The organism is Mesorhizobium sp. M0018, assembly GCF_040323955.1.
Classification (GTDB): Bacteria; Pseudomonadota; Alphaproteobacteria; order Rhizobiales; family Rhizobiaceae; genus Mesorhizobium.
In genome coordinates, this window is record NZ_JAMYVL010000004.1 from 124605 (window position 1) to 147732 (window position 23128).

Sequence of the window (23128 nt, forward strand, 5' to 3'; positions counted from 1 at the left end):
GAAAAGGCGCGGCTAAATCACCGCGCAGACCGTTTTCGTTTCGAGATAGTTCTCCAGGCCCGGTGCGCCGTTCTCATAGCCCCAACCGGATTGCTTGTGGCCGCCCTTCGGCAGTTCCGGCGAGAAGTAGGAATGGCAATTGATCCAGACGGTGCCCGACCGGATACTTGCGGCAAGGCGATGCGCAGTGGATAGGTCGCGGGTCCAGACGCTTGCGGCGAGGCCGTAGGGCGAGTCGTTCGCAAGGCTTATCGCCTCCGCGACATCGTCGAACGGTGTCACGGCAACGACTGGGCCGAAGATTTCCTCGCGCATCATGCGCATGTCCGGGCGCACGCCGGTAACCACGGTCGGCTCGAAGAAGTTGTCGAAGCGCCGGCCGCCGGCGATGATCTCGGCGCCGCTGGAAGCACCATCGCCGACGTAGAAGGCGACGCGCGCAGCCTGGGTCCCGTTGACCAGCGGACCAAGGTCGGTATCCGGGTCAAGCCCGTGTCCGAGACGCAGCTTTCGCGCTTCTTCCGCCAGCCCCTCCGCCAGACGGTCGTAGATCGAGCGATGCGCATAGACACGCGAGCCGGCGACGCAGACCTGGCCGGCATTGGCGAAGATCCCCCGAGCCACTCCGGGGATTGCGAGCCCCATGTCCGCATCGGGCATGATGATGGCCGGCGACTTGCCGCCCAGCTCGAGCGTCAGCTTCTTCAGATTGCCGCGCGCTGCGGAGACGATCATCTTTCCGACTTCCGTCGAGCCGGTGAAGGCGACCTTATCGACATCGGGATGTGCAGCCAATGCTGCGCCCACGGTTTCACCGAGACCGGTCACGATATTGACGACGCCGTCCGGCAAGCCGGCTTCGATCATCAGTTCGCCCAGCCTGAGGGCGGTGAGCGACGTTTCCTCAGCTGGCTTGAGCACGATCGTACAGCCGGCGGCAAGCGCCGGGGCGAGCTTCATCGAGGCCATAAGCAGCGGCGAATTCCAGGGCGTTATGGCAGCCACGACACCGATCGGCTCTCGCACCGTGTAGGCGAAAATCTTGCTGCCCACCGGTTGGTAGCTGATGGAGGTGGGGATGGTCGTGCCGAGGATTTTCGTGGCAAAACCGGCAAAATAGCGGAACTGCTCGGCCGAGGCGGGAATCTCGGCGAAGCGCGAGGTCTTCAGCGACTTTCCTTGGTCAAGCGTCTCGAGTTCTGCAAGCTCATCGGCATGGCGTTCAATCAGGTCGGCGATGCGCCATAGCAGCTTGCCGCGTGCCGACGGTGTCATGTCGCGCCAGCTCTCGCCTTCGAAAGCAGCACGCGCCGCAGCAACGGCGCGCCCGGCGTCATCGGCTGTGCCTTGCGCCAGCAGCGCGAGCGTGTCGCCATTCGCAGGATCGGTCGCGGGCAAGGTTGCGCCATCGCTGGCGTCGCACCAGCCGCCGCCGATCAGGTGCCGCATTCTGGGTTTGGCCAGGAACGCCTCGACGCCTGCGTGCCTGGCTGCACCGTTTCGAATGATGACCGTCATGTCCGTGCTCCGCAAGCGAACGCCTCGACCGCCGCGAGGGCACCGCGGATGATGGAATGATAGCCGGTACAGCGGCAGATATTGCCTTCGAGCGCAGTGCGGATCTGAGACTCGTCTGGAGCCGGATTCTCCAGCAGCAGAGCGGTCAGCGCAACAGTAATGCCGGGTGCGCAGTAGCCGCACTGGAAGGCGTTTTCGGCCGCCAGAGCCTGGCGCAGGACAATGGCTTCGGGAAGGTCGTCGAAACCCTCCGGCGTGATGATGGTGGCCCCGTCGAGTTGCCACGACATGAGCAGACAGCCATTGACCGCGCGATCGTCCATCAGCACGGAACAAGCGCCGCAGCGGCCGATGCCGCAAGCCATCTTGGCGGCAGTCATGCCGAAATGATCGCGCAGCAGGTCGATCAGGCGCAACTCGGCGGGCACGGCCAGCGCCTGGCGGCAGCCGTTGAGGTTAAAGGTAATCGCGATCTCGCCACTCACGCTGCACTCCTCTGCAGGGCGTCGAGTACCCATTCAGGATCGACCGGGAGGCGCTCGGGCCAAGCCCCTGTGGCGTCCGCAATCGCGTTGACGACGGCTGGCGACACGGCACCAATGCCAAGCTCACCAACTCCGCGCGGGCCGAACGGGTCGTCCTCGTCCAGATCCTCCAATGCGAAGGTCGCGAAGCTTTCCGGCGTGTCGGCAATGCCTGGCAGCATGTAGAAGTCGAGGTTGCCGGCAAGATACCGGCCATCCCGCATCGCCGCGTCCTCAGTGAGGGTGAAGCCCAGCCCCTGGACGCCGCCGCCTTCGATCTGGCCAAGATAGGCGGCGGGATCGAGCATCGGTCCGGCCGCGGTGTGCTGATGGAGGTCGAGCACACGTACCTGTCCGGTGATGCGGCTCACGGCAACGCGCGCCAGTGTCGCGCCGAAGGCGAAGATCAGGCGTGCATTGCCTTCCAGATAGTCCGATTTCGGAAACTCGAAGCTGACGGCAGCAGCTGGCAGCCGGTCGGGAGGCAACGCCTCGGCAAGCTCGGCGAAACTCATGAGCAGTGAGCCGCTGTTGGAATGTCGCTCGACGATACCGCCGGTTGCCAGCGCCAGCGTCCCGGCTTCGCGGCAAAGCAGCTGGCCCGCTGCTGCCAGCAGGTCGCGCGTAAAAGGTGGTGCGGCGACTGCCGCGACCCGCCAAACCACGTGAGTGCCGCGCGAGGCGGTGGAGGAGCCGGATTCGGGCGTCGCCGCCGTATCACCGGTGACCGGCCGGACATCGTCGCGGCCGCAGCCGAGCGCTCCGGCGACCGCGGCCTTCACCGAGGTGAGCAGGCCTTGTCCCATCTCGTCCAGGCCATAGAGCGCTTCGATCATGCCATCCGGAGCCAAGCGCAACGCGCCTCCGGCCGGGTCCGGCGGCAGCGTGCCTAGTCCATTGCCTTGATAGTTCATCGCCATCCCGACGCCGATCGTCTCAGAGCCGTCGAACGACGGACCACGCGGCTTGGCCCAGATCGGGTCAGCAGCGGCGGCTTGCAGCATCTCGGCCAGACGTTCGGACGGCGCGACCTGCTGGCCGAGATGGCCTCGCGTGCCAGGCTCGCGCAAATTGCGGCGCCGTATCTCGATAATGTCGATGCCGGCGGCTTCGGCCAGCCGGTCCAGCTGGCACTCTACCGCGAAGGCCATCTGGTTGGCACCGAAGCCACGAAACGCGCCGCAGACGCCGTTATTGGTATAGGCGAGCCTGCCCGAGCTGAGGACGTTGGGAACGACATATGGCCCGCAGGCGTGTTCGAGCGCCGTCTCAAGCACGCCCGGACCGAGCGACGCGTAGGCGCCGGCATCCGCGATCACATCCACCTGTTGGGCGAGCAGACGACCCTCGGCGTCGCAGGCGGTGCGCATATGGATGTGCATGGCATTGCGCTTGGTACCCGCGATGACGGATTCCGCCCGGTCGAGATGCAGCCGCACGGCGCGTCCGGTCTTCAGCGCCAGCAGGGCCAGGGCCGGCTGCACGGTCAGCTCGTCCTTGCCGCCGAAAGCGCCGCCAGTCGGGCTGGTGACCACCCGTATCCGCTCTTGCGGCATACCGAGGATGCGCGAGAGCTGCATGCGGTCGCGGCGGCCATGCTGCCCACCGGCAAAGACGTTCAGGGTACCATCCGTGCCGACGAAAGCGTAGCCGCCCTCCGTCTCCATAAAGCCGTGCATCTGGCTCGGCGTTTCGTAGACAGCCTCGACGATATGAGCTGCCTTGGCAAAAGCCGCGGCGGCATCGCCACGCGTGAACTCGAAGCTGCACTGCAGATTGCCTGAGGCGTGGACCGGCTCGGCCCCAGCGGCGAGTGCCTGTTGGGGATCGCTCACAATTGGCAGCGGCTCGTATTCGACGCTGACGAGAGCAAGCGCGCGTTCGGCCGTCCGTGTGTCAACAGCGGCAACGGCAGCAACAGCGTCGCCGAAATAGCGGACCTTGTCGAAGCACAGTGCCGGCTGATCCTGCACGACAATGCCGAAGGCATTGCTGCCGGCAATGTCGCGGTGCGTTACAACCGCCGCGACTCCTGGCAGCGCCTCGGCCGCGCTCGTATCGATGGAAACGATCCTTGCATGGGGAATGCCGGCACGCCGAATGCGCCCGACCAGCATGGCGGGCTCGCGACGGTCGGTCAGGTATTCGAGCCTGCCTGCGATTTTCGGCGCAACGTCCGGCCGCTGGTGCCAGCGTGCGCCGATCTCCGATCGCGACACGAGAATTTCGGCAGGTGGATTTCCGGACGGCACGGTCCGCCGGCGCGGCGAATGTGCTCCTTGGGACAACTTTCCGCCGAGCCCGAAGACCAGCGCATTCGCCACGACACTGCGCCGATAGCGGTCGGACCGCCATGCATCATCGATCGCCGGCGCCTCTTCGAGAATTGCGGCGTGCAGCTCGGCCCAATCGATCTCTTGGAGGCGCCGGCCGATGAGCAGCGCTTCGGCGTGACCGAGACGGGCTGCTTCCCCGCCGCCGCTGGCCGCGAGCCGCGCGATCGTGACACGATCGTCCGCCGTTTCGATCAACCCGGCGACACCGGCCACGCTTGGGGTGAAGGCGGCGCGCAGGCCGACTTTGCGATGGGTCCAGCGAGCGGCAGGCTGCGGTGGAACGATGACCGTCTCAATGAGGCCCGCTGACGGTGCGTCGGCCAACCATTGCGCGAGCGGCACGACGGCGCGCCCAGCCGGTGAGACGATCTCCAGCTTCGCATCGATCGCGAGCAGGGCCGGCAGAAGGCAACCCGTGCCCCCCGCGACGTTGCCGCCCAGCGTTGCGAGATTGCGGACGGCGGGTCCCGCCGTGGCGCGGACTGCGGCTGCGAGCAGAGGCAAAGTCTCGCCTATCGCCCGGTCACGCTCCAAGGCACCCAGGGTCGTCAGTGCGCCGATCCGAAACCCGTCGCCGGCCAGTTGGATGCCCTTCAGGCAGGCGATACGGCCGATGTCGATGAGGCGCCGCGGCTTTGGCAGGCCCTTCGCCCAGCCGAGCTGCAGCGCCGTGCCCCCGGCGACCAGTTGCGACGCGCCCTCGCCTGCCAATGACAGCGCCTCGGCAACGGAGGTCGGGCGAAGCACCTGGAGACCCGATTCGGTCATGTGGCTCTCGCGGTCGTGCCGAAACGGATGCCTTTTTCCTTCAGCCAGCGGCGGTAGGCGATGGAGGACCCGTCGGCGCGGGTCGGGATTTCCATCCGCGGCTCGAGTGGAAGGCGCAGCGGCCGCTGGTTCTCCACGATGATCCGGTCTTGCAGGAAGATGACCTGTTCGAAGTTGAGCAACGCCGTCTGCGTCGAAGCCGAGTCGACGAGATACATGACCGGCTGGGCGCGGCAGCGGTCTTCCTCGATGGGCTGGATGAACAGCGCGATTGCGTCGAGCCGGTCCGGCGCCACGGGGCACACGCGATAGAGCATCACCACGAATGGGCTCGGCACGCGATAGGTCAGATGCACGAACGCGCCGGAGCTTTCCGTGGCGGCAATGCGCGGCTGGAAAAACGTGCAGTTGGTCGCCCAGACCTCGTCTACTTCGCGACGTATCTCGCTCAGATAGGCCGGTACTTCCGTGTGCGGCTCCGAGCCGAGAATGTCGGTATGCACGAAGGGGAAATGCGCCATGTCGAGGAAGTTCTCTACGACACGCAAACCCGACGCCCGCATCGTCACCCAGCCGCAGGGCACGTAGCGGCGGTCGGGTTCCGATGCCTCGGCGATCTCGAAGATTTCCTTCCCGGGCAGGCCCAGCGTCGTCCAGACGCAGCCGTAGCGCTGCCGGACGGGCAGCGCGGGGCCGCGGTTGCCGTCGTCCAGGACCTCCCGAACCGTGATTTCGCCCGTGATGTCACGGACCAGTTCGATGTCCTGGCCGAGCAGCCGCGTATGGCTCGGCGCGCCATCCAGGTCGGCGACCGTCTCCACCGCGTACCAATCGTCCAGTGCCGCCCTGTCCGTCGTCTTCATGACCGGGGCTCGCCTTATTGAGTCCATTGCAGGCTGCCGCCGGAATTCTGGGCAAGGAAAGCGGCGCGCCGGGCGAACAGGCCAGGCGCGACGCGATGGATTTCGGCGATGATCTCGCGCAGGTCGCCGGTGCGCAGCGCGCCGTCCTCGGCCAGGATCTCGCCATCGACCATCGTCAAAGACACGTCGCTGCCGCGCACGGCGTGGACAAGATTGTGATGGAAGTTGAAATAAGGTCCGTCGCGGAAGACCGGCGTCATGCGCGGTGTATCGGTGCGGACCGCGATGATGTCGGCGCGCTTGCCGACTTCAATCGAGCCGATCTCGTGGTCGAGACCGATCGCCCTGGCGCCGAGAATGGTGGCCATGCGCAGCACCTGCCAGCTATCCATGGCGGCGGCGTCGAAGTCCTTCAGCTTGCCCAGCAGCGAAGTCACCTTCATCTCTTCGAACATATCGAAATTGTTGTTCTCCTTCTCGCCGTCGGTGCCGATCCCGACAGGCACGCCGGCCTTCAGCATCTCGGCCACCAACGCGATGCCGCTTGCCAGCTTCATGTTGGAAACAGGATTGTGGGCCACCGAAACGCGGCGCTTGGAAATAAGCTCGATCTCTTCCCGATCGAGCCAGACGGCGTGGGCGATCATGGCGCGCGGCGTTTCGAAGAAGCCAAGGTCGTCCAGCGCGAACATCGGGCGTTTGCCGTAGCGCCGCTTAAATTCCGCGATCTCGATCTCGGCCTCGCTGCAATGCGTGTGGAAGCCGGTGTCGTGTTTCCTTGCGAGTTCGATCGCCCGGCGTTGGCCGGTTTCGTCGGCATAAAACAGATGCTCCAGCCCGACCCACACATTGATACGGCCGCCCGCCTTGCGATGCCAGCCCTCGATCATCGCCTCGTTCATGTCGAGCGTGTCGAAGTAGTTGTAGTCGGGATGCTCGCCGACGTAAGGCACGGCGACCAGGCGGTTGCCGATCGCCTCGGCCGCCCTGGCGCTGCCTTCCATGAACCGCCACATGTCGACGACGGTGGTCGTGCCGCCGAGCACGGATTCCGCGTAGCAGAGCCACGATGCCGCCTCGGCCTCGTGCGGCTGCAGCACGCGATGCATCGGATTGATATGGAGCGTCAGCCAGTCCCAAACCGGCAGGTGCTCCGCCGTGCCGCGCAAAAAACCGGAATGCGCATGCGCATTGACCAGCCCAGGCAAAAGCACCGCATTGTCGAGTTTCTTCACGGCCACGGCCGGATACGCAGCGCGCAATGCTGCGAGTGCGCTGACCGCGGCGATACGACCATCCTCGACCAGCACGGCGCCATCAGGCAACGCGTGGTTATCTTCATCCATGGTGAGCAGCGTGTCGGCAGCAAGGATGAGGCTTTGGGTCATCGCGGGTACTCCGTGTGCGGTCCGTCGGTCATGACATCCTCAAGCTGCCGCCGCGAGCAGGAAATCGGCGGCGCGCTCGCCGATCATCGTGGCGGGCGCGTGGGTATTGCAGGTCGGGATCGTTGGGATCACCGAGGCATCGGCAACGTGCAGACCGTCCAGCCCGTGCACGGCGAGACGGCTGTCGACGACGGCCATCGCGTCCTCGCCCATCTTGGCTGTTCCGCAGGTGTGGAAGAACGTCGTGCACGCCTCGCGGATGAAGGCGATTGTCTCGGTGCGGGTCAGTCGGCGGTCAGGTGCGGCAAAGTTGCGGAAGACACCGGCGTTCGCCCTTGCAGCCGCCATCTCCATCACCATCTCGATCGCAGTGACCATGGCGTCGAGGTCTTCCGGTTCCGCCAGAAAGTTCGGTTGGATTTCGAGCGGCCCGCCGGGCTTGCCGTCGAGCAACTTCAAGTGCCCGACGCTCTTCGAGCGCATCAGGCCCGCACCGAAGGAAAAGACATCGCCGGATAGATCGTAGCGCGCGCGGATCGCCGGTTCGGCGCTGTTGCCCTGGACGGGGAAGGCATGCAGGTCGGGCTGCGGCAGGTCCGGCCGCGACTTCCAGTTGACCATCGAGCCACCGCCATTGCCCACTATCGGTCCGATCGGTCGTTTCGCGCGGAAGACGCAGGCCTGCGCCAGCGGATGGTCCTGAAGATTCCTGCCGACACCCGGCAGGGCGCGAACGAGCGCAATGCCAAGGCGCTGCAGTTCGATCGGATCGCCGATGCCCGACAGCATCAGCAGGCGTGGCGTGTCGATGGCCCCGGCCGCGAGCACGATGCTCTCTTGCGCGCGCGTTTCGCAGATTTCGCCGCCGACGAGGTGCTTGACCGCGACGCATCGGCTGCCTTCGACCGTCAGGCCGATGGCCGCGGATCCGGTCAGCACCGTCAGCATCGGGTGATCCAGGATCGGCACGAGATAGCCCGTCGCCGAACTCCAGCGCTTGCCGTCGCAGATGTTGAAATTCGCGGCCGCCGCCCCCTCGTTGCTGGGGCCGTTCGGATCGTCGATTACGGGGATGCCGATCTCGGCCGCGCCATCGATCAGCGCATGCGCGACCGGGTGCAGTGCCGCCGGCCGCTCGATGTGGAGCGGACCGCCCGCCCCGCGAAACTCGCTTGCACCGTCGCGCCAGTCCTCGCAGCGCCGGAAATAGGGCAGCACGTCGGCGAAGCTCCAGCCCTTGGCGCCGCCAGCCTCCCAGGCATCGTAATCTTGCGGATGGCCGCGATACCACATCATCGCGTTGATGGCGCTTGAGCCGCCAAGCAGGCGCCCGCGCGGGATGCCGATGGTACGCCCATTCACCCTCAGTGTCGGAGCATAATCATAGCCCCAGTCATAGGTGCTGCGGCCAAGCGGCACCCACTTGCCGGGGTCCTCGATCTCTTCGAACCCAAGACCCGTCGGGCCGGCCTCGATCAGGAGGACGTCGGCGCCGGCATCGACCAGTCGCCGCGTCACCGCACAGCCACCGGAACCCGAGCCGACCACCACGTAATCGTAGCTGCGTTTCAGTGCGCGTCGGGGGACGACAGGTCCGAGGGTGCCCATGATCTCGTCAGTTGTGCTCGCTCGGGCCCATGATGACGATGCCTTCGCTCGCCTCGACATGGCGGACGAAGATATACTTGTCCTCGCGGCCGTCGCTGTGTTTGCGCTTGATGTCCGGCTGGACCGTTCCCGAGACCTTGGCGACCACGATATAGGGCGCATCCACAGCGAGCCCCCTTGCACAATGTGCGTCGAACTCCTCCACCGTGCGCGCCGTATGGGCGTTCTCGAGGCCGGCGCCGCGCGCGATCGCGGCAAGGTCGACGCGGCCCAGCGCCGTATGGGTCGGCGGGCCGCCGATCGACTGGTAGCACTCATTGTCCCAGACCACGACGAAGAGGTTCTTCGGCTGCTCGTTTCCGAGCGTGGCCAGGATGCCCAGGTTGAAGAGCAGGCCGCCATCCGTATCGAGCGAAATGACGCGGCGGTGCGGCAGGCCGGCGGCGAGCCCGAAGGCCTGCGGCGTGACGCAGCCGAGTTGCTGCTGGAACAGGCTCGCCTCGCGCATATGCGGCGCGGCGTTGTACCACTCGTCGACGCTGCCGCCGAGCGAAAGGACCACCAGCTCATCCTTCAGCCGCGCGGCGAGTGCCTTCATGCAGTCGAAGCGTCTCACCGCACCACCTCGCCGCCGAGCGCCACAGCCGAATGGTAATAGGACGCATAGGACCAGGAATAGGCGTCAAGGATGGCGCGCTCGATCTTCGCCTCCTCGGTGACGATCCGGTACGGCACGCGCAGCGCGTTCAGCACCGGCTCCATGGTGATGCCATGCGGGACTGCCCACCAGTTGTTCTCGCCGAGCTCGCCGCGATAGCTCATCAGCATCATGACCGGGATGCCGGCTCCAAGGCCCATGCGGGCCAGCGGCTCGACCGAGGCGCGCAAGCCGGAATTTTCCATGACCAGCGCCGCGCGCTTGCCCGACAGGAAGACCCCGCCACATATCGCCGCGCCCTCACCCTCGTTGGTGACGCGGATCGTGCGGATATCCGGATCGGCATCAAGGGCCGGGTAGAGCTCCTTGAACAACGAATCGGGCAGATAGCAGACGATGCTCACTCCCGCCCGCTTAAGCCCCCGAATGACCGCGTCGACCGCACTCTGCTTCATGACATCCCCTTCGGCCGGGAAGTCTCGCAAAGCTCAGTTGTTCGAGATAGGGACAAATTACTCTCTTTATCGATGCGCAAAATGCAACAACTAATCATGCAACGCCTCGACCATGCGGGCCAGCAGCGCCGCGAATGCGGAGGCCGCATCCGACATTTCGCGTTCAAGCCGGGCGAGCAGCATCAGCCGGTGCGGGTTCATGCGAGAATCGCGCAACGGCACGAAAACGAGCGATCCGTCAGCCACTTCCGGCTCGATGCCGAGCTTGGTGCGAAGCACCACGCCGAGGTTGAGGCGCACCATCTCGGTCATCAGTCCGATCGAGTTGGTCCGTGACCGTCGCGTGATGTCGATCATGGAGCGCCCGATCGCATCGTCGATCGAAATGCCCAAAGCAAGGCTGTTGTCCGAGACGATGACCTGTTCGCCGGCAAGATCGAACAGCTTCACTTCCTTGCGGCCGGCAAGGCGGCTGCCCGGATGAGCGACGACGCCCAGCGGCAGAGGCGTGCTCGCGATCTTGCGCACGTTGCGCGGCACGCGCACGTCGAAAGCAAGCGCCAGATCGCATTCGCCGTCGGCAACCGCATCGCAGGCGCGCTGCGACCCGGCGACATGCACGTCGACCGATATCTGCGGGTGGCGCTTCCAGAATTCCTTCAGCGCGTTCGGCACGAGCCCGCGCGCCGCGCTCTCCACGATCGCCACGGACAACGAGCCGCGGTTGAGGCCACTGAGATCATTGATCTCGGACGAGGCGCGCGCCAACTCGGTGATGCTCTGACGCGCGTGGTAGAGCAGAAGCTCGCCTGCGCTGGTCAGTTTCAGTCGCTGGCGCACACGCTCGAAGAGCGGCGTGCCCAGTTCGTCCTCCAGGCCCTTGATGACGCGGCTGATGGAGGATGGCGCCACGTTGAGCGCCTGCGCGGTCTGGCGAACCGAGCCCAGCCGCGCGACCATTTGGAAATAATGGATGCGCGGTGAGACCAGCCCAAGTCGGAAGGGATCCACTCAGGCGGCCTCAAAGGCGGGGACGATCTCCATTTCCGGCACCAGCACGAGACCTTTGTCGGTGATACGGATTTCGGGGATGACCGAGAGCGGGATGAGGTTGAAGCCCATATAGGGAATGCAGCAGCCGGCCGCCTCCCATTCCCGTTTGAGGATCTTCACCTCCTCCGCGACCTCAGTGACGCGCTTGTCGGACAAAAGGCCGGCGATCGGCAGTTCAACCATGGCAGTCACTTTGCCGTCGACGACGACACAGACGCCGCCTTGCGTTTCCTCGATCGCCCGCAGCGCCACCTGCATGTCGGCCTCGTTGAGGCCGGCGATGATGATGTTGTGGCTGTCGTGACCGACAGACGATGCGACGGCGCCGCGTCGCAGCGTGAAATTGCTGAGCAGCCCGTAGGCGACGTTGCCGTCCGACTTGCCATGGCGCTCGACCACAGTGACGAAGCACAGGCCGTGGCGGTCGAAATGGTTCTGCCAATCGTTGGACGGATCGAGCGTGATCTTCTGGTGGCCGAGCGTGATCCCCGGCAGTTCGGTGCGGATGGTATGCGCCACCACCTTGCCGGTTGGCAGCTCCGGCGTCAGCTTGATCTGCTTCGGCAGCTTCACTGTGTGGTAGGCCGTGTCCGGATAGCGGTAGCGGGTCGAGAGGGCCTGGTCGAGCAGCGGCATGATCTTGCCGTCATCGACGACGAGTTCGCCGCCATACCACGTGCTAACGGGATCGAAGCCGTCGTCGAGCAGCACCAGGTCGGCACGGCGGCCACCACCGAGGCCTCCGATTTCGCCTTCCATTGCAAAGCGCGTCGCGCCATGCAGCGAGCCCATCGACCAGGCCTGCTCCGGCGTCATGCCGGCCTTCATCGCCTCGCGCGTCACCCAGTCCAGGCCGAAGAGCATCAGGTCGTCAGCATCGCGGTCGTCGGTGCAGACCGCGATGCGCTTATGCGAGGCTCCGAGTTCCGTAATCGTCTTGATCGCTGCGGGCAGGCTGTGCCACGGTGTCGTCGGCGGGCCGCCACGCAGGAACAGCCAGATGCCGGCCTCGAGCATGTCGTCGGCGATCTCGCGGTCGATCGCCTCATGGGTATCGGTGACGCCGGAGGCCGCATAGGCCGACACGAATTCGCGTCCATAGACGTGTCCCGACACCGGGCGGCCGCGTCTCAGCGCCGCAGCGAGGATGGCATGGCTGCGTTCATCGCCCATAGCCACTGGCACGAAATCCATCTTCTCGCCTAGCGCCACGGCTTCCGGCCATTTGTCGAACAATGCGCCGATCTTCTCGGCTGTCAGGTCGCCACCGGCCGTTTCCAGCAACGGCGAAGTTGCCGGGACGGTGCTCGGAACCGTCAGGAAAATGGACAACGGCGCCAGGCGCGCGTCCTCCAGCATCGCCTCGATGCCAGCAACGTCCATGACGTTGCCGATCTCGTGGCTGTCGCAGAAGAGGGTCGTGGTGCCGTTGAGCAGCGCCGCCTCGGCATAGGCGCAGGCCGTCACCATCGAGGATTCGATGTGGATGTGCGGATCGACCAGGCCGGGGGCGACGATGCCGCCCCTGGCGTCATATATCCTGGCGCTGCCACCCTTATAAGTGCCGGCCGGCTTCACAGCGGCGATCCGCCCTCCCGACAACCAGATCTCGCGGCCTGGAAGCACGCGCTCCGAATAGGTCGACAACACGCGTGCGCCGGCAATGACCAGATCGGGATCGGCTCGCCCGGAAGCGACGCCGGCCAGCCGCCGGGTCATGGACGAGAGCGGCTGGACGGAAAAGCGCGTGAGAGAGGTCATTCTGTTGCTTGCCTCGTTCTCGTCGAATGTTGGGCGTCAATGGTAATCGGGGATGCCCGGCATGGTCGTGAAGCCCGGAAGCGCGCGGAAGCGACGCACCCAGCGGCGCAGCGCCGGATACTCGTCATGGTCGACGCCGAAATCGCGGCTCAGCGCAAACGCCGGAAAAAGCGCGATGTCGGCGATGGTCGGGCGGTCCGCAGCGAACCATTCTTTCTTCTCGAAACCCCGCGCGGTCATATGGTCGTCCATGGCGCGGAGTGCGTGCGCGGCACCGGCCCGCAGCGCAGCCTCGTCGCCGCCGGCGCCGAACATGGCATGGCGGCGCGCGGCGCTGGCAACGCCGAGATCGCCGGCCGCGAAGAAAAGCCACTGCATCACCTTGGCGAAATCCGAACCATCCGCCGGCAGCCATGCACCCGTTGAATCGTGGCTGCGCGCCAGATGGACGATGATGGACTCGGCGCCGAACATCGTCACCTCGTCGTCGCGGAGAATGGGCAGGCTGCCCGCCGGGTTCATGGCCAGGAATGGCGGCGTCTTCTGCTCCGCCCCCGGAAATGCATCGACTGCAACGGTCTGCCATTCCAGGCCGAGCATGGAAAGCGCCAGCCGCACCTTGTAGCAGTTTTCGTCCAGCTCGTAGTTGTAGAGCGTGATCCTCGCCATCATGCAGCCCGCGTCGTCGAGGTCGCGCCGGTACGCCCGGTCTCGAGATGATGACGCAGCTCGCTCGTCCAAGCGAAGAAATGCTTCTGCCCCTTGCCGGCATACTTGGCTGCCGGTCCGTCAATCACGATGTGTAGGGCCGATCGTTTGTCGGTCAGTTCCTGCAGGCCAAGAAGCAGCGTGTCTTCGCCGACCGTCAGGCTGAACAGCATCCCGCTCAGCGCCTTCAGCTCAGCGAGCCCGGATCCGCGGGAGAAGGGCCTGGGCGGCATGGCCCTCACGACATCGATCACCATTGCGGCGGGACTGTCGAGATGCAGGCTGCGGACCGGCACCACCTCCTCTGCCAAGGCAGGCAATTCGGGCAATGCTGCTGCCGGATCCAGTGCCGTCCAGACTATCCCAGCCGCCTCGGCCGATCTGTGGGCAGACACGGTAATGGACGCCGGCACCCTGAGATCGGGGTGGGCCGGAATGTATCGGCACTGGCCGGCCGCATCGTACTGCCAGCCGTGATAAAGACAGGCAATATGATCGCCGCGGACAAAACCGAAGCTCAGCTTCATACCGCGATGCGGGCAGCGATCCTCCCACACATGCGCTGCGCCACTGTTGTCGCGCCAGACCACCAGCTCGTTTCCGCCAAGGCGGATTCCGGCCGAACTGCCCGGCTCGATCGATCCCGACAGCGCCACTGGGTGCCATCCAGCCTGTATCGTCATTCTGCGTCTTTCCCTCTGGAATATTCCCAAATTTCGGCCCGTTCGCAGTCCATCACCAGACAGTCGATTGGCCCCAAGCTACATGCCATCTCGAAGGCATCGATGAGATCGGGCTGGCCCGAAACCTGGACGACAAAAAAATCGTCCGCGGCTTCGTGCACCAGCAGATCGAGATTGAGCCGAGCGGCACGCCTGTCGGCGAACTCGCCAAAGCTCGACGACACCAGTCGGCCGATGAAGCGCAGGCGCGTTGTTTGAGGCGGAGGCGCAGGGTTCTGCGCTTCCCGTAGGTGCTTCATGCCTATATTTCTCCCGGCCTGCACATTTTTTAAGCAGTTTTAGAATGTGTCTAGTTAGGCATCATTTTTTGGCTTGTGCAAGCCCCGTTTCCCTGACATCTGTTGCGTATCAGGTGATCGGACAGTTGGAAAAAGCCGCGATTATCGAACAACTCGGCAGCCGTCCGTCGCCCAAGAAAACCAGGTACGGCTTTGGGGTTGCCGATCCGGGCGAGTGAGCGTCGATGTCGTTGTCAAGTTTCATTCAGCTCATGCCGAAGGTCGAGTTGCACTTGCACCTCGAGGGCGCCGTATCCGCGGAGACATTCGCCGAGCTGGCGGCGCTGAACGCGGTGCCGCTGCCGGACGGCAGACTGACATCGGAGCTCTACAGCTACGGTAACCTGCTGGATTTCCTGAAGATTTACGATCTGGTTTGCGCCTCGATCAGGACTGCGGACGATTTCTCTCGCATCACCTTCGAGGCACTGGAGCGCTGCGCTAAAGCCGGTGCGCGCTACGTCGAACTGTTCTTCAGCCCGCATGCGCATCTGGCTCATGGCGTGGCCTATTCGACTATGCTCGAAGGCATCCTCGACGGCTTTCACCGCGCAAAGGAGCGCTATGGGCTTATGGCAAAGCTGATACCGGCGCATGCGAAGCCGCTCGGCGCGGCAGGTGGCGAGCGCTTCCTGGACATGGTTCTGGCCGAGCGCCCGGCTGAGGTGATCGGCATCGGCTTCGATTACGACGAACGCCCGAACCCGCCGCCGATGTTTGCGCGCATCGTCGAGCGAGCGCGGGCTGCCGGGCTCAATGTCACCAACCATGCGGGCGAGGATGGCCCGGCGGACTATGTCCGCGATACCGTCGACGTCCTCGGCCTGAGACGGGTCGACCACGGCTACCATGTCGTCGACGATCCGGCGCTGATGGAGCAGTGCAAGGAGATGGGCATCGTCTTCACCTGCTGTCCGAGCACGACGCTGGCCACCACCGTCTGGCGTGACCTCACCGCGCCCGACCACGCGATCCGCCGCATGATCGAGGCCGGGCTTACCGTGACGATCCACTCCGACGATCCGCCCATGTTCGCCACGACGCTCGACCGCGAATACGCGCTGATCGCCGAAAATTTTGCGCTCGGGCCGTCGGCACTGAAGCGGATCGCGCTGGCTGGCCTGTCCGCAGCATGGCTCGATGACGACATCAAGCAGGCATGGTCGGCCGACTGGTCGGCAGAAATCGACCGCCTCATGGAAACCGAACTGTCTCTCCCGAACTGAACACGACACGGAACAAAGGACCGAAGCATGATCGACCTGCGCAATCTCTCCCGCCGAGGCTTCCTCAACATGGGCGCCGCGGCCGGCGCCTCGCTGCTCCTGCCGAAATCCGGCCTTATCACGCCCGCCAATGCACAGACGCCGCTCGCCGCCGTCGCCGAGGAAAACGCGGTCATCGCCTTCGGCCACACCGGTCCGGTGACCGATGAAGGCTGGACCTGGAGCCACGACCAGGGCATGAAGGCCGTGCAGGAAGCGTTCCCGAAGCTGAAGACGCTGTTCGTCGAAAGCATCCCCTATTCGGCCGACGCGACCCGCACCTTCCGCCAGTTCGTCTCGGAAGGTGCCAACATGGTGTTTGCCACCTCCAACTATGGCGACTTCCTCTACGACGTGGCCAAGCGTTCGCCGGACGTCGCCTTCTATGAATGCGATGGCCGCAACCCGCTCGAAAATCTCTCGACCTACTATCTCGCCCACTGGTACCCAACCTACGTCACCGGTGTCGCCGCGGGCCTGATGAGCAAGAGCGGCAAGCTCGGCTACGTCGCCTCCTTCCCTGTTCCGTCGGTCTTTTCCGGCACCAATGCCTTCCTGATGGGCGCCCGTTCGGTCAATCCCAACGCCACGATGCAGACCATCGTCATCAACTCGTGGTTCGATCCGCAGGCTGCCACCCAGGCCGGCACCGCGCTCATCGACAACGGCGCCGACCTTCTGTTCGGCATCATGGACGAAGCAGGCTATCTGCAGGTGGCCGAGCAGCGCGGCGCGAAGGCCGTGATGTGGAATACCGACATCCGCCGCTACGGGCCGAAGGCCTACGTCTCCTCGATCGCCATCGACTTCAAGAAATTCTATGTCGACCAGGTGCGCCTGCGCCTCGAAGGCAAGTGGACGCCATCGCAGACCATCCTGCCGATGGGCGGCGGTATCGACCGCGATGCCTGGGGCGAGACGGTGCCCACCGAGGTCGCAAAGCAGGCCGATGCCGTGCGCGACAAGATTCTCGGCGGCTGGAGCCCGTTCGAGGGCGAGATCAAGGACACCAAGGGCAACGTCAAGGTGGCTGCCGGCCATCGCATGACCGAAGAGGAACTCTACAACTGGGATTGGTCGATCGAAGGCGTCAGCGGCCTCCAAGCGTAGTCCTGAAAGATTGCAGAGTTTTCGGATAGACTATGCGGCAGAAGGCAAAGAGCTAAGCGGGATGAATGATTTTGTTCCAGTTCATCATGCTTCGAGCGAGCACCGCTACGGCGGCATGGAGGTGCCGTCCACCTCCCCGGGACGTTACGAGCCTGGCTCCGGCGCACCGCCGCTCGTGCTGCTCAAGAGCATCAGCAAATATTTCCCCGGCGTCGTTGCCAACCAGGACGTCGACCTGGACGTGATGCCGGGGGAGATCCACGCCTTGCTCGGCGAGAATGGCGCCGGCAAATCGACCTTGATGAACATCCTCACCGGCATCTATCAGCCGGATGCCGGTGAGATCGTCGTCGACGGCTATGCCAAGCATTTCGCATCTCCAGTCGATGCGATCTCCGCCGGTATTGGCATGGTCCACCAGCATTTCAAGCTGGTGACCGCCTTCACGGTCGCTGAGAATATTCATCTCGGCTGGTCCGAAACGCCCAAGCGTATTGGCTCGTCGGTGCTCGAGGCGCGGACTGCCGCACTGGCCGAGAAGCTGAACCTCGCGGTACGGCCATCCGCGCGCGTCGCCGATCTTTCGACCGGCGAGCAGCAGCGCGTGGAAATCCTACGCGTGCTCGCGCGCAATGCCCGTGTTCTGATCCTCGACGAGCCGACTGCAGTGCTTACTCCGGCGGAAGCGCGCGAGCTCTTCAAGGCGCTCAAGCAGTTCGTGTCCCGGGGCAATGCGGTGATCTTCATCAGCCACAAGCTCGACGAGGTCCTGGAAATATCAGACCGCATCACCGTGCTGCGCGGCGGCCGCAAGGTGGCCACCGAAAATACCGCGGACTGCGGCGAGAAGATGCTGGCGCGCCTGATGGTTGGCCGTGAGATCGTGCTCAGCAATCTGCGTGCCAGGCAGCCAGGCGCGGCCGGCATCTCCGCCGAGCCGGTGCTCAGCCTCAAATCCGTCGTCGCGCGTGACGACGTGGGCGGCATCCTTCTCGACGAGGTTTCGCTCGACATCCATGCCGGCGAGATTCTCGGCATCGCCGGTGTGGCCGGCAACGGCCAGAAGGAGCTGACCCAGGTCGTCACCGGCTTGCGGCCGATCCACTCGGGCCAGATACTGCTCGGCGGAAAGGGCGTCACGACCGCCGGCGCGGTCGATTACGCGAAGTTCGGCGTCGGCCACATTCCCGAAGACCGGCTGCACAGCGGTCTGGCGCCGGCGCTTTCAATCACCGACAACGCCATAATCCGCGAATATGCGTCGGCGCCTGTTTCAAAGGGCTTCGCGTTCCGACCGCGCCTAGCGGCTGCTCTTGCGCGCACGATCGCCGAAGCGGCATCCGTTGCGGTGCCCAATTTCGGCATGCCCATGCGCAACCTTTCCGGCGGTAATCAGCAGCGCCTCGTCGCACGCCGCGAGATGCGCATCGCAAGCAAGGTTCTGATCGCCGCCTATCCGAGCCGTGGCCTCGATGTCGGCGCGATCAACACGATGATGCACTATCTCGTCGAATTGCGCGATGCCGGCGTCGGTGTGCTCTTCATTTCCGAGGAGCTGGAAGAGCTGTTCAACCTGTCGGATCGCATCGCCGTAATGTTCCATGGCAGGATCATGGGCGCGGTGGAGACTGCCTCCACCGACATCGAGGAAATCGGCCTGATGATGGGCGGGCAGATGCGGTCCAGTGCTGGCGCCCAGGCCGCTGCCGGGAAGCACTGACCTTGGCGATCAAGCTCCAGCGCGTTCCATCCGCGCAGCCCTCCGTTGCCTTTGCGGCACGTGCCCTGGCGATCGTGCTGGCACTGGGGGTCGCCGGCCTGGTTCTGGCCGCTCGCGGCAATGCTCCCGTCGAACTCGCCTGGGAGGTGCTCAACTCGACTTTTGGCTCGAGCTTCGGGCTGGAAGATGTCGGACTTCTGGTCACTCCCCTGATCCTGACCGGCCTGTCGGTCTGGGTAGCGCTGAGAATCGGCGCCTGGAACATCGGCGCGGAGGGCCAATTCTATGCCGGCGCCTTCAGCGCCACGGCAGTCGCGCTGTTCATTCCCGGCCCGACCTGGCTGATCCTGCCTGTTATGTTCATCGCTGGCGCGCTCGGCGGGCTGCTCTGGATACTGGTGCCGACGCTGGCGCGCGCCTACGCCGATGTCAGCGAACTCATCACCACCCTGCTTCTGAATTTCGTGGCGACGCTGATGGTCTACTACGTCGCCACCGGACCATGGCTCGACCCGAGCGGCCATGCGCTCGCGACCACTGCACGTCTGCCGCATGACGTGCCTGAATTCTGGGGTATCGTGCACTACGGTTTCCCGCTGGCGATCCTGCTCACCTTTGTCATCGCAGGACTGCTCAACTACACGCGCTGGGGTTACGAGGTGCGGGTCGCTGGGTCGAACCCGAGCGCGGCGCTTTATGCGGGCATGCCGTTCCGCCGCCGCCTGATCGTCGTCCTGCTGATGTCGGGAGCGATCGCCGGCATCGCCGGTATGCTGGAAGTAGCTGGCACGGTGCATCGCCTGCAGGGCGGCATTTCCAACAATTTCGGCTATCTCGGCATCATGGTCGCGGTGCTGGCGCGCGGTTCCTCACTTGGCGTGCTCGCAGGCGCGGCTTTGATGGGCGTCATCCTGAATTCGGGCATCATCCTGCAGACGCAAGGCATCACCGTCTCGGCCGTGCTCGCCATCACCGGACTGATCCTGTTCTTCACGGCGATCGGCAACGAACTCGCTCACTACCGCATCACGCGGACCGAACCGGTCGCGAGCTGAGGAAACACCCATGGACATGATCGCCGGACTGATCCAGACCTCCATTCTCGCCGGCGGCGTGCTGGCGCTGGCGGCGCTGGGCGAGACGCTCTCCGAGCGCGCCGGCGTCGTCAATCTTGGCGTCGAAGGGCTTATGGCGCTCGGTGCAATCACTGGCATCGCGGTCGTCGTCGCCACGCCGCACCCTATGCTCGGCTTCGTCCTTGCGCTTGCCGTCGGTTTCCTCATTGGCTGCGTCTTCGCTCTTGGCACCGTCGTCATTAAAGCGAACCAGGTGTTGTGCGGCCTGGCGCTGACGCTGATGGGCACCGGCATGGCCGCAACGATCGGTCGCGCCTATTCCGGCATGCCGGCGCCGGCGACCTTCGCGCCGATCGCTATTCCCTATCTTAGCGACATCCCGCTGCTCGGTCGCGCGATCTTCACGCAGAACATCCTTGTCTACCTGATCTACATCGTCCTGCCGGTTGTGCTGCACTACATCATGTTCCGCACGCGCCACGGGCTGAACATGCGCGCGGTGGGCGAAAACCCCGCGGCAGCCGACGCCGCCGGCATTTCGGTGCTAAGCATCCGCTTCTGGTATGTCGCCGCGGGCTCGGCGCTGGCGGCCGGCGCCGGCGCTTACCTCACGCTTGCCTTCGTTCCCTCCTGGTCGGAAGGCGTCGTGGCCGGCCGCGGCTGGATTGCCGTCTCTCTCGTCATCTTCGCAGGCTACCGGCCCCTCAACGCCGTGCTGGCCGCTCTGCTGTTCGGTCTCATCACCTCGCTCGGCTTCGTCGGCCAAGCACGCAACTGGCCGATCGCGGCGCCGATCCTGTCGATGCTGCCCTATCTCGGCACGATCGCCCTGATCATCGTGCCGGTGCTTGCCTGGCAGCGCATGCGCCGGGTAATGGCCGCGCCGGCTGCTCTCGGCGAACCCTATTTCCGCGACATGCGTTGAGACCGTCATGCCCCGCCTGCTTGTCAAGAACATCGATCTGCTCGCCACCTTCGATGATACGCGCCGCGAGATTTCCGACGGCGCCTTGATGATCGACGACAACGTCATCGAAGCGGTCGGCACCACCGCGGAACTCAGTGCCTCCAGTGCCGACGAGGTGCTCGACCTATCGGGCCATGTCGTCATGCCGGGCATGGTGAACACGCATCATCATATGTACCAGAACCTCACCCGTGTGATGGCTCAGAACGACGAACTGCTTGTCTGGCTGAAGACGCTCTATCCGATCTGGGCCGAGCTCGACGACGATGCGATAGGTGTCTCGGCGCGCGTAGCGATGGCCGAGCTTATCCATTCGGGCTGCACGACCAGCTCCGATCACCTCTACATCTTGCCCAACAACTGCACGCTCGACGCGACGATCGGTGCGGCCCGCGATATCGGTCTGCGTTTCCACGCTGCGCGTGGAGCCATGTCGCGCGGCGAAAGCCAGGGCGGCTTGCCGCCGGATCGCTGCGTCGAAAAGGAAGAGGATATCCTGAAGGATGCCGAACGGCTGATCGGCGGCTATCACGACGCGTCGCGGCATTCAATGAGCCGAATCATCCTGGCTCCTTGCTCGCCTTTCTCGGTGACTCCGGAGTTGATGCGCGATGCGGCATCGCTGGCGCGCAGCCACAAGGGCGTGAACCTGCATTCGCACCTTGCCGAAGAGCTTTTCGAGGAGAAGTACTGCCTCGAAATCTATGGCAAACGGCCGGTCGAGTTCGCCGAATCCGTCGGCTGGCTCGGTGACGACGTCTGGTTCGCCCACTCGATTTTCATGACCAGCGACGAGATCGACCGCTTCGCCGAAACCGGCACCGGGGTCGCCCATTGCCCGTCGGCTAACATGCGCTGCGGCCAGGGCATCGCGAAAATCCGCGAGATGCTCGACAAGGGCGTGAAGGTCGGCCTTGGCGTCGACGGCTCGGCCTCGAACGACACGTCGAACCTGTTCATGGAAGCGCGGCTGGCGCTGATGCTTCAGCGTGTCGCGCCGCACCACTACCTCTCCGAAAAGCCCGGCGGCCGCGGCGGTTTCGGCGGCACGCCGACGGCGCTGTCCGCGCGCGAGGCCCTCGAAATGGCGACGCGCGGTGGCGCTGCCCTGCTCGGCCGCAATGACATCGGCCATCTCGCGCCCGGCATGTGCGCCGACTTCATCGCGGTCAAACGCAGCCAACTCGGCCTTTCCGGCACCGAGCGCGACCCGCTCGCCGCGCTGGTGCTTTGCGGACCCTTCAAGGTCGACTATTCCTACATCAACGGCCGGCAGATTATCGCGAGAGGCGACTTCGCCTCTTTCGATGTCGAGGCGGCGATGGCCGACCACCGGGCCGTGATGGACCGCATCTATCGGCAGTGAGATAGCACAGGAAGGACGCAACAATGACGATTAAGCGAGCTGCGGAGCAGGCGGCCCTCGACCAATGGTATTGCATTGACGCGCTGAACGAGATTCCGGTCGGCACGATGCCGAACCGGCTTCTGGGCGTCGATCTGTTGGTAGCCCGCGATACGGCAGGCCCGGTCAATGTGTCGCGTGCCGGCGACGGCAGCCAAGTCCCGGCCAAGGAACGCTACGGCTATCTATGGATCACGCTCGGCATGCCGGCCGGCGATGTGCTGTCGATCCCGGAGGCCTATGAGGACGATCGCCGGCCTGTCGTTTGCGGAGCGATCGCGGTAAAGGCGTCCGGCCTGCGCATCGTCGAGAATTTCCTCGACATGGCGCATTTCCCCTTCGTCCATACCGACATATTGGGCGCCGAGCCGCACACGGAAGTGCGGCATTACACAACCGAAATCCGCCGCGACGTGGATGAGGTGTGGGCGACCAACTGCGAATTCTTCCAGCCGCAGGCAGCACTCTCGGCGACCGGCGGCATCATGACCCAATACATGTACCGGGTCGCCAATCCTTTCGCGGTGATGCTCTACAAGACCTGCCCCAACTCGGCTACCCGGTGGGACGTGATCTGTCTGTTCATGCAGCCCCTCGATCCGGACCGCTGCCGCGCGCACCCCGTCATGTTCCTGATCGACGACGTATCGACCACGACCGAACTTGTGCAGTTCCAGCAGCTCATCTTCCTGCAGGACCGCATCATCCTGGAGAACCAGCGGCCACTTCTTTTGCCGCTCGAGCCGCGCGCGGAAATCCCGACGCGGGCCGACGGCTCGTCGATCGCCTATCGCCGCTGGCTGAAGGAGAAGGGCATCACCTACGGCACGACGGCGCAAGCCGCATGAGCGGCAGCCCTTCCGATATTGTCATCGGCATCGACGGACGGGCAATCACGCTCTGGCGCTTCGCGACGGCAGTGCG

The 23128-nt window shown here is 64.5% G+C and carries 20 protein-coding genes; 7 read left to right on the forward strand and 13 right to left on the reverse strand.

Going from position 1 to position 23128, the window contains the following annotated elements:
* Positions 1–12 precede the first annotated feature (12 nt).
* From NKJ81_RS07255 to NKJ81_RS07315, 13 genes are all read right to left on the reverse strand, one after another.
* The gene (locus NKJ81_RS07255) at positions 13–1518 is read right to left on the reverse strand and encodes an aldehyde dehydrogenase family protein (protein WP_352470582.1); all 1506 of its coding nucleotides are present in this window, start codon (positions 1516–1518) and stop codon (positions 13–15) included.
* Positions 1515–2003, reverse strand: a complete 489-nt coding sequence (locus NKJ81_RS07260) for a (2Fe-2S)-binding protein (protein ID WP_352470583.1) — start codon at positions 2001–2003, stop codon at positions 1515–1517. Before NKJ81_RS07260 ends, NKJ81_RS07255 begins: the two co-directional genes overlap by 4 nt.
* Positions 2000–5146 carry a molybdopterin cofactor-binding domain-containing protein gene (locus tag NKJ81_RS07265; protein WP_352470584.1) on the reverse strand — a complete coding sequence of 1049 codons (3147 nt, stop codon included), beginning with the start codon at positions 5144–5146 and terminating at the stop codon, positions 2000–2002. The genes NKJ81_RS07260 and NKJ81_RS07265 overlap by 4 nt, the downstream gene beginning before the upstream one ends.
* On the reverse strand, positions 5143–6009 hold the full coding sequence (locus NKJ81_RS07270) for an aromatic ring-hydroxylating dioxygenase subunit alpha (protein WP_352470585.1): 867 nt from the start codon (positions 6007–6009) through the stop codon (positions 5143–5145). Before NKJ81_RS07270 ends, NKJ81_RS07265 begins: the two co-directional genes overlap by 4 nt.
* 14 nt (positions 6010–6023) lie before the next feature.
* The gene (locus tag NKJ81_RS07275; protein ID WP_352540083.1) at positions 6024–7397 is read right to left on the reverse strand and encodes an amidohydrolase family protein; all 1374 of its coding nucleotides are present in this window, start codon (positions 7395–7397) and stop codon (positions 6024–6026) included.
* Between the two features lie 39 nt (positions 7398–7436).
* Positions 7437–9005 (reverse strand): GMC family oxidoreductase, encoded by a 1569-nt coding sequence (locus tag NKJ81_RS07280; RefSeq protein WP_352470587.1) that lies wholly within the window; start codon positions 9003–9005, stop codon positions 7437–7439.
* A 7-nt stretch (positions 9006–9012) separates the two neighbouring features.
* A complete protein-coding gene (locus NKJ81_RS07285) occupies positions 9013–9621 on the reverse strand; it encodes a thiamine pyrophosphate-dependent enzyme (RefSeq protein WP_352470588.1) in 609 nt (202 codons plus the stop codon).
* A complete protein-coding gene (locus NKJ81_RS07290; protein ID WP_352470589.1) occupies positions 9618–10118 on the reverse strand; it encodes a thiamine pyrophosphate-binding protein in 501 nt (166 codons plus the stop codon). The genes NKJ81_RS07285 and NKJ81_RS07290 overlap by 4 nt, the downstream gene beginning before the upstream one ends.
* 90 nt (positions 10119–10208) lie before the next feature.
* Positions 10209–11129: a LysR family transcriptional regulator gene (locus tag NKJ81_RS07295; RefSeq protein ID WP_352470590.1), complete on the reverse strand. Its 921-nt coding sequence runs from the start codon at positions 11127–11129 to the stop codon at positions 10209–10211.
* Positions 11130–12932 carry an adenine deaminase gene (locus NKJ81_RS07300; RefSeq protein WP_352470591.1) on the reverse strand — a complete coding sequence of 601 codons (1803 nt, stop codon included), beginning with the start codon at positions 12930–12932 and terminating at the stop codon, positions 11130–11132.
* Positions 12933–12968: 36 nt separating this feature from the next.
* Positions 12969–13604 carry a glutathione S-transferase family protein gene (locus NKJ81_RS07305; RefSeq protein WP_352470592.1) on the reverse strand — a complete coding sequence of 212 codons (636 nt, stop codon included), beginning with the start codon at positions 13602–13604 and terminating at the stop codon, positions 12969–12971.
* Positions 13601–14323, reverse strand: coding sequence for a Rieske 2Fe-2S domain-containing protein (locus tag NKJ81_RS07310; protein ID WP_352470593.1), 723 nt, complete (start codon positions 14321–14323; stop codon positions 13601–13603). Before NKJ81_RS07310 ends, NKJ81_RS07305 begins: the two co-directional genes overlap by 4 nt.
* Positions 14320–14547 (reverse strand): hypothetical protein, encoded by a 228-nt coding sequence (locus tag NKJ81_RS07315; protein WP_352502545.1) that lies wholly within the window; start codon positions 14545–14547, stop codon positions 14320–14322. The genes NKJ81_RS07310 and NKJ81_RS07315 overlap by 4 nt, the downstream gene beginning before the upstream one ends.
* A gap of 299 nt (positions 14548–14846) precedes the next feature.
* Between NKJ81_RS07315 and add the strand changes: the two genes are divergently transcribed.
* The 7 genes from add (at position 14847) to NKJ81_RS07350 (ending at position 23052) form a co-directional block, all read left to right on the forward strand.
* Positions 14847–15887: an adenosine deaminase gene (gene add / locus NKJ81_RS07320; RefSeq protein WP_352470595.1), complete on the forward strand. Its 1041-nt coding sequence runs from the start codon at positions 14847–14849 to the stop codon at positions 15885–15887.
* Positions 15888–15914: 27 nt separating this feature from the next.
* Positions 15915–17036 carry a BMP family ABC transporter substrate-binding protein gene (locus tag NKJ81_RS07325; RefSeq protein WP_352540084.1) on the forward strand — a complete coding sequence of 374 codons (1122 nt, stop codon included), beginning with the start codon at positions 15915–15917 and terminating at the stop codon, positions 17034–17036.
* Positions 17037–17151: 115 nt separating this feature from the next.
* Positions 17152–18756 carry an ABC transporter ATP-binding protein gene (locus NKJ81_RS07330; RefSeq protein WP_352470700.1) on the forward strand — a complete coding sequence of 535 codons (1605 nt, stop codon included), beginning with the start codon at positions 17152–17154 and terminating at the stop codon, positions 18754–18756.
* Between the two features lie 2 nt (positions 18757–18758).
* Positions 18759–19811, forward strand: a complete 1053-nt coding sequence (locus NKJ81_RS07335) for an ABC transporter permease (protein WP_502893731.1) — start codon at positions 18759–18761, stop codon at positions 19809–19811.
* 10 nt (positions 19812–19821) lie between these two features.
* Complete coding sequence (locus tag NKJ81_RS07340; protein ID WP_352470597.1) at positions 19822–20757, forward strand: ABC transporter permease; 936 nt, start codon at positions 19822–19824, stop codon at positions 20755–20757.
* Positions 20758–20764: 7 nt separating this feature from the next.
* On the forward strand, positions 20765–22165 hold the full coding sequence (locus NKJ81_RS07345; RefSeq protein WP_352470598.1) for an 8-oxoguanine deaminase: 1401 nt from the start codon (positions 20765–20767) through the stop codon (positions 22163–22165).
* 23 nt (positions 22166–22188) lie between these two features.
* The gene (locus NKJ81_RS07350; protein WP_352540085.1) at positions 22189–23052 is read left to right on the forward strand and encodes an aromatic ring-hydroxylating dioxygenase subunit alpha; all 864 of its coding nucleotides are present in this window, start codon (positions 22189–22191) and stop codon (positions 23050–23052) included.
* Positions 23053–23128: the final 76 nt, after the last annotated feature.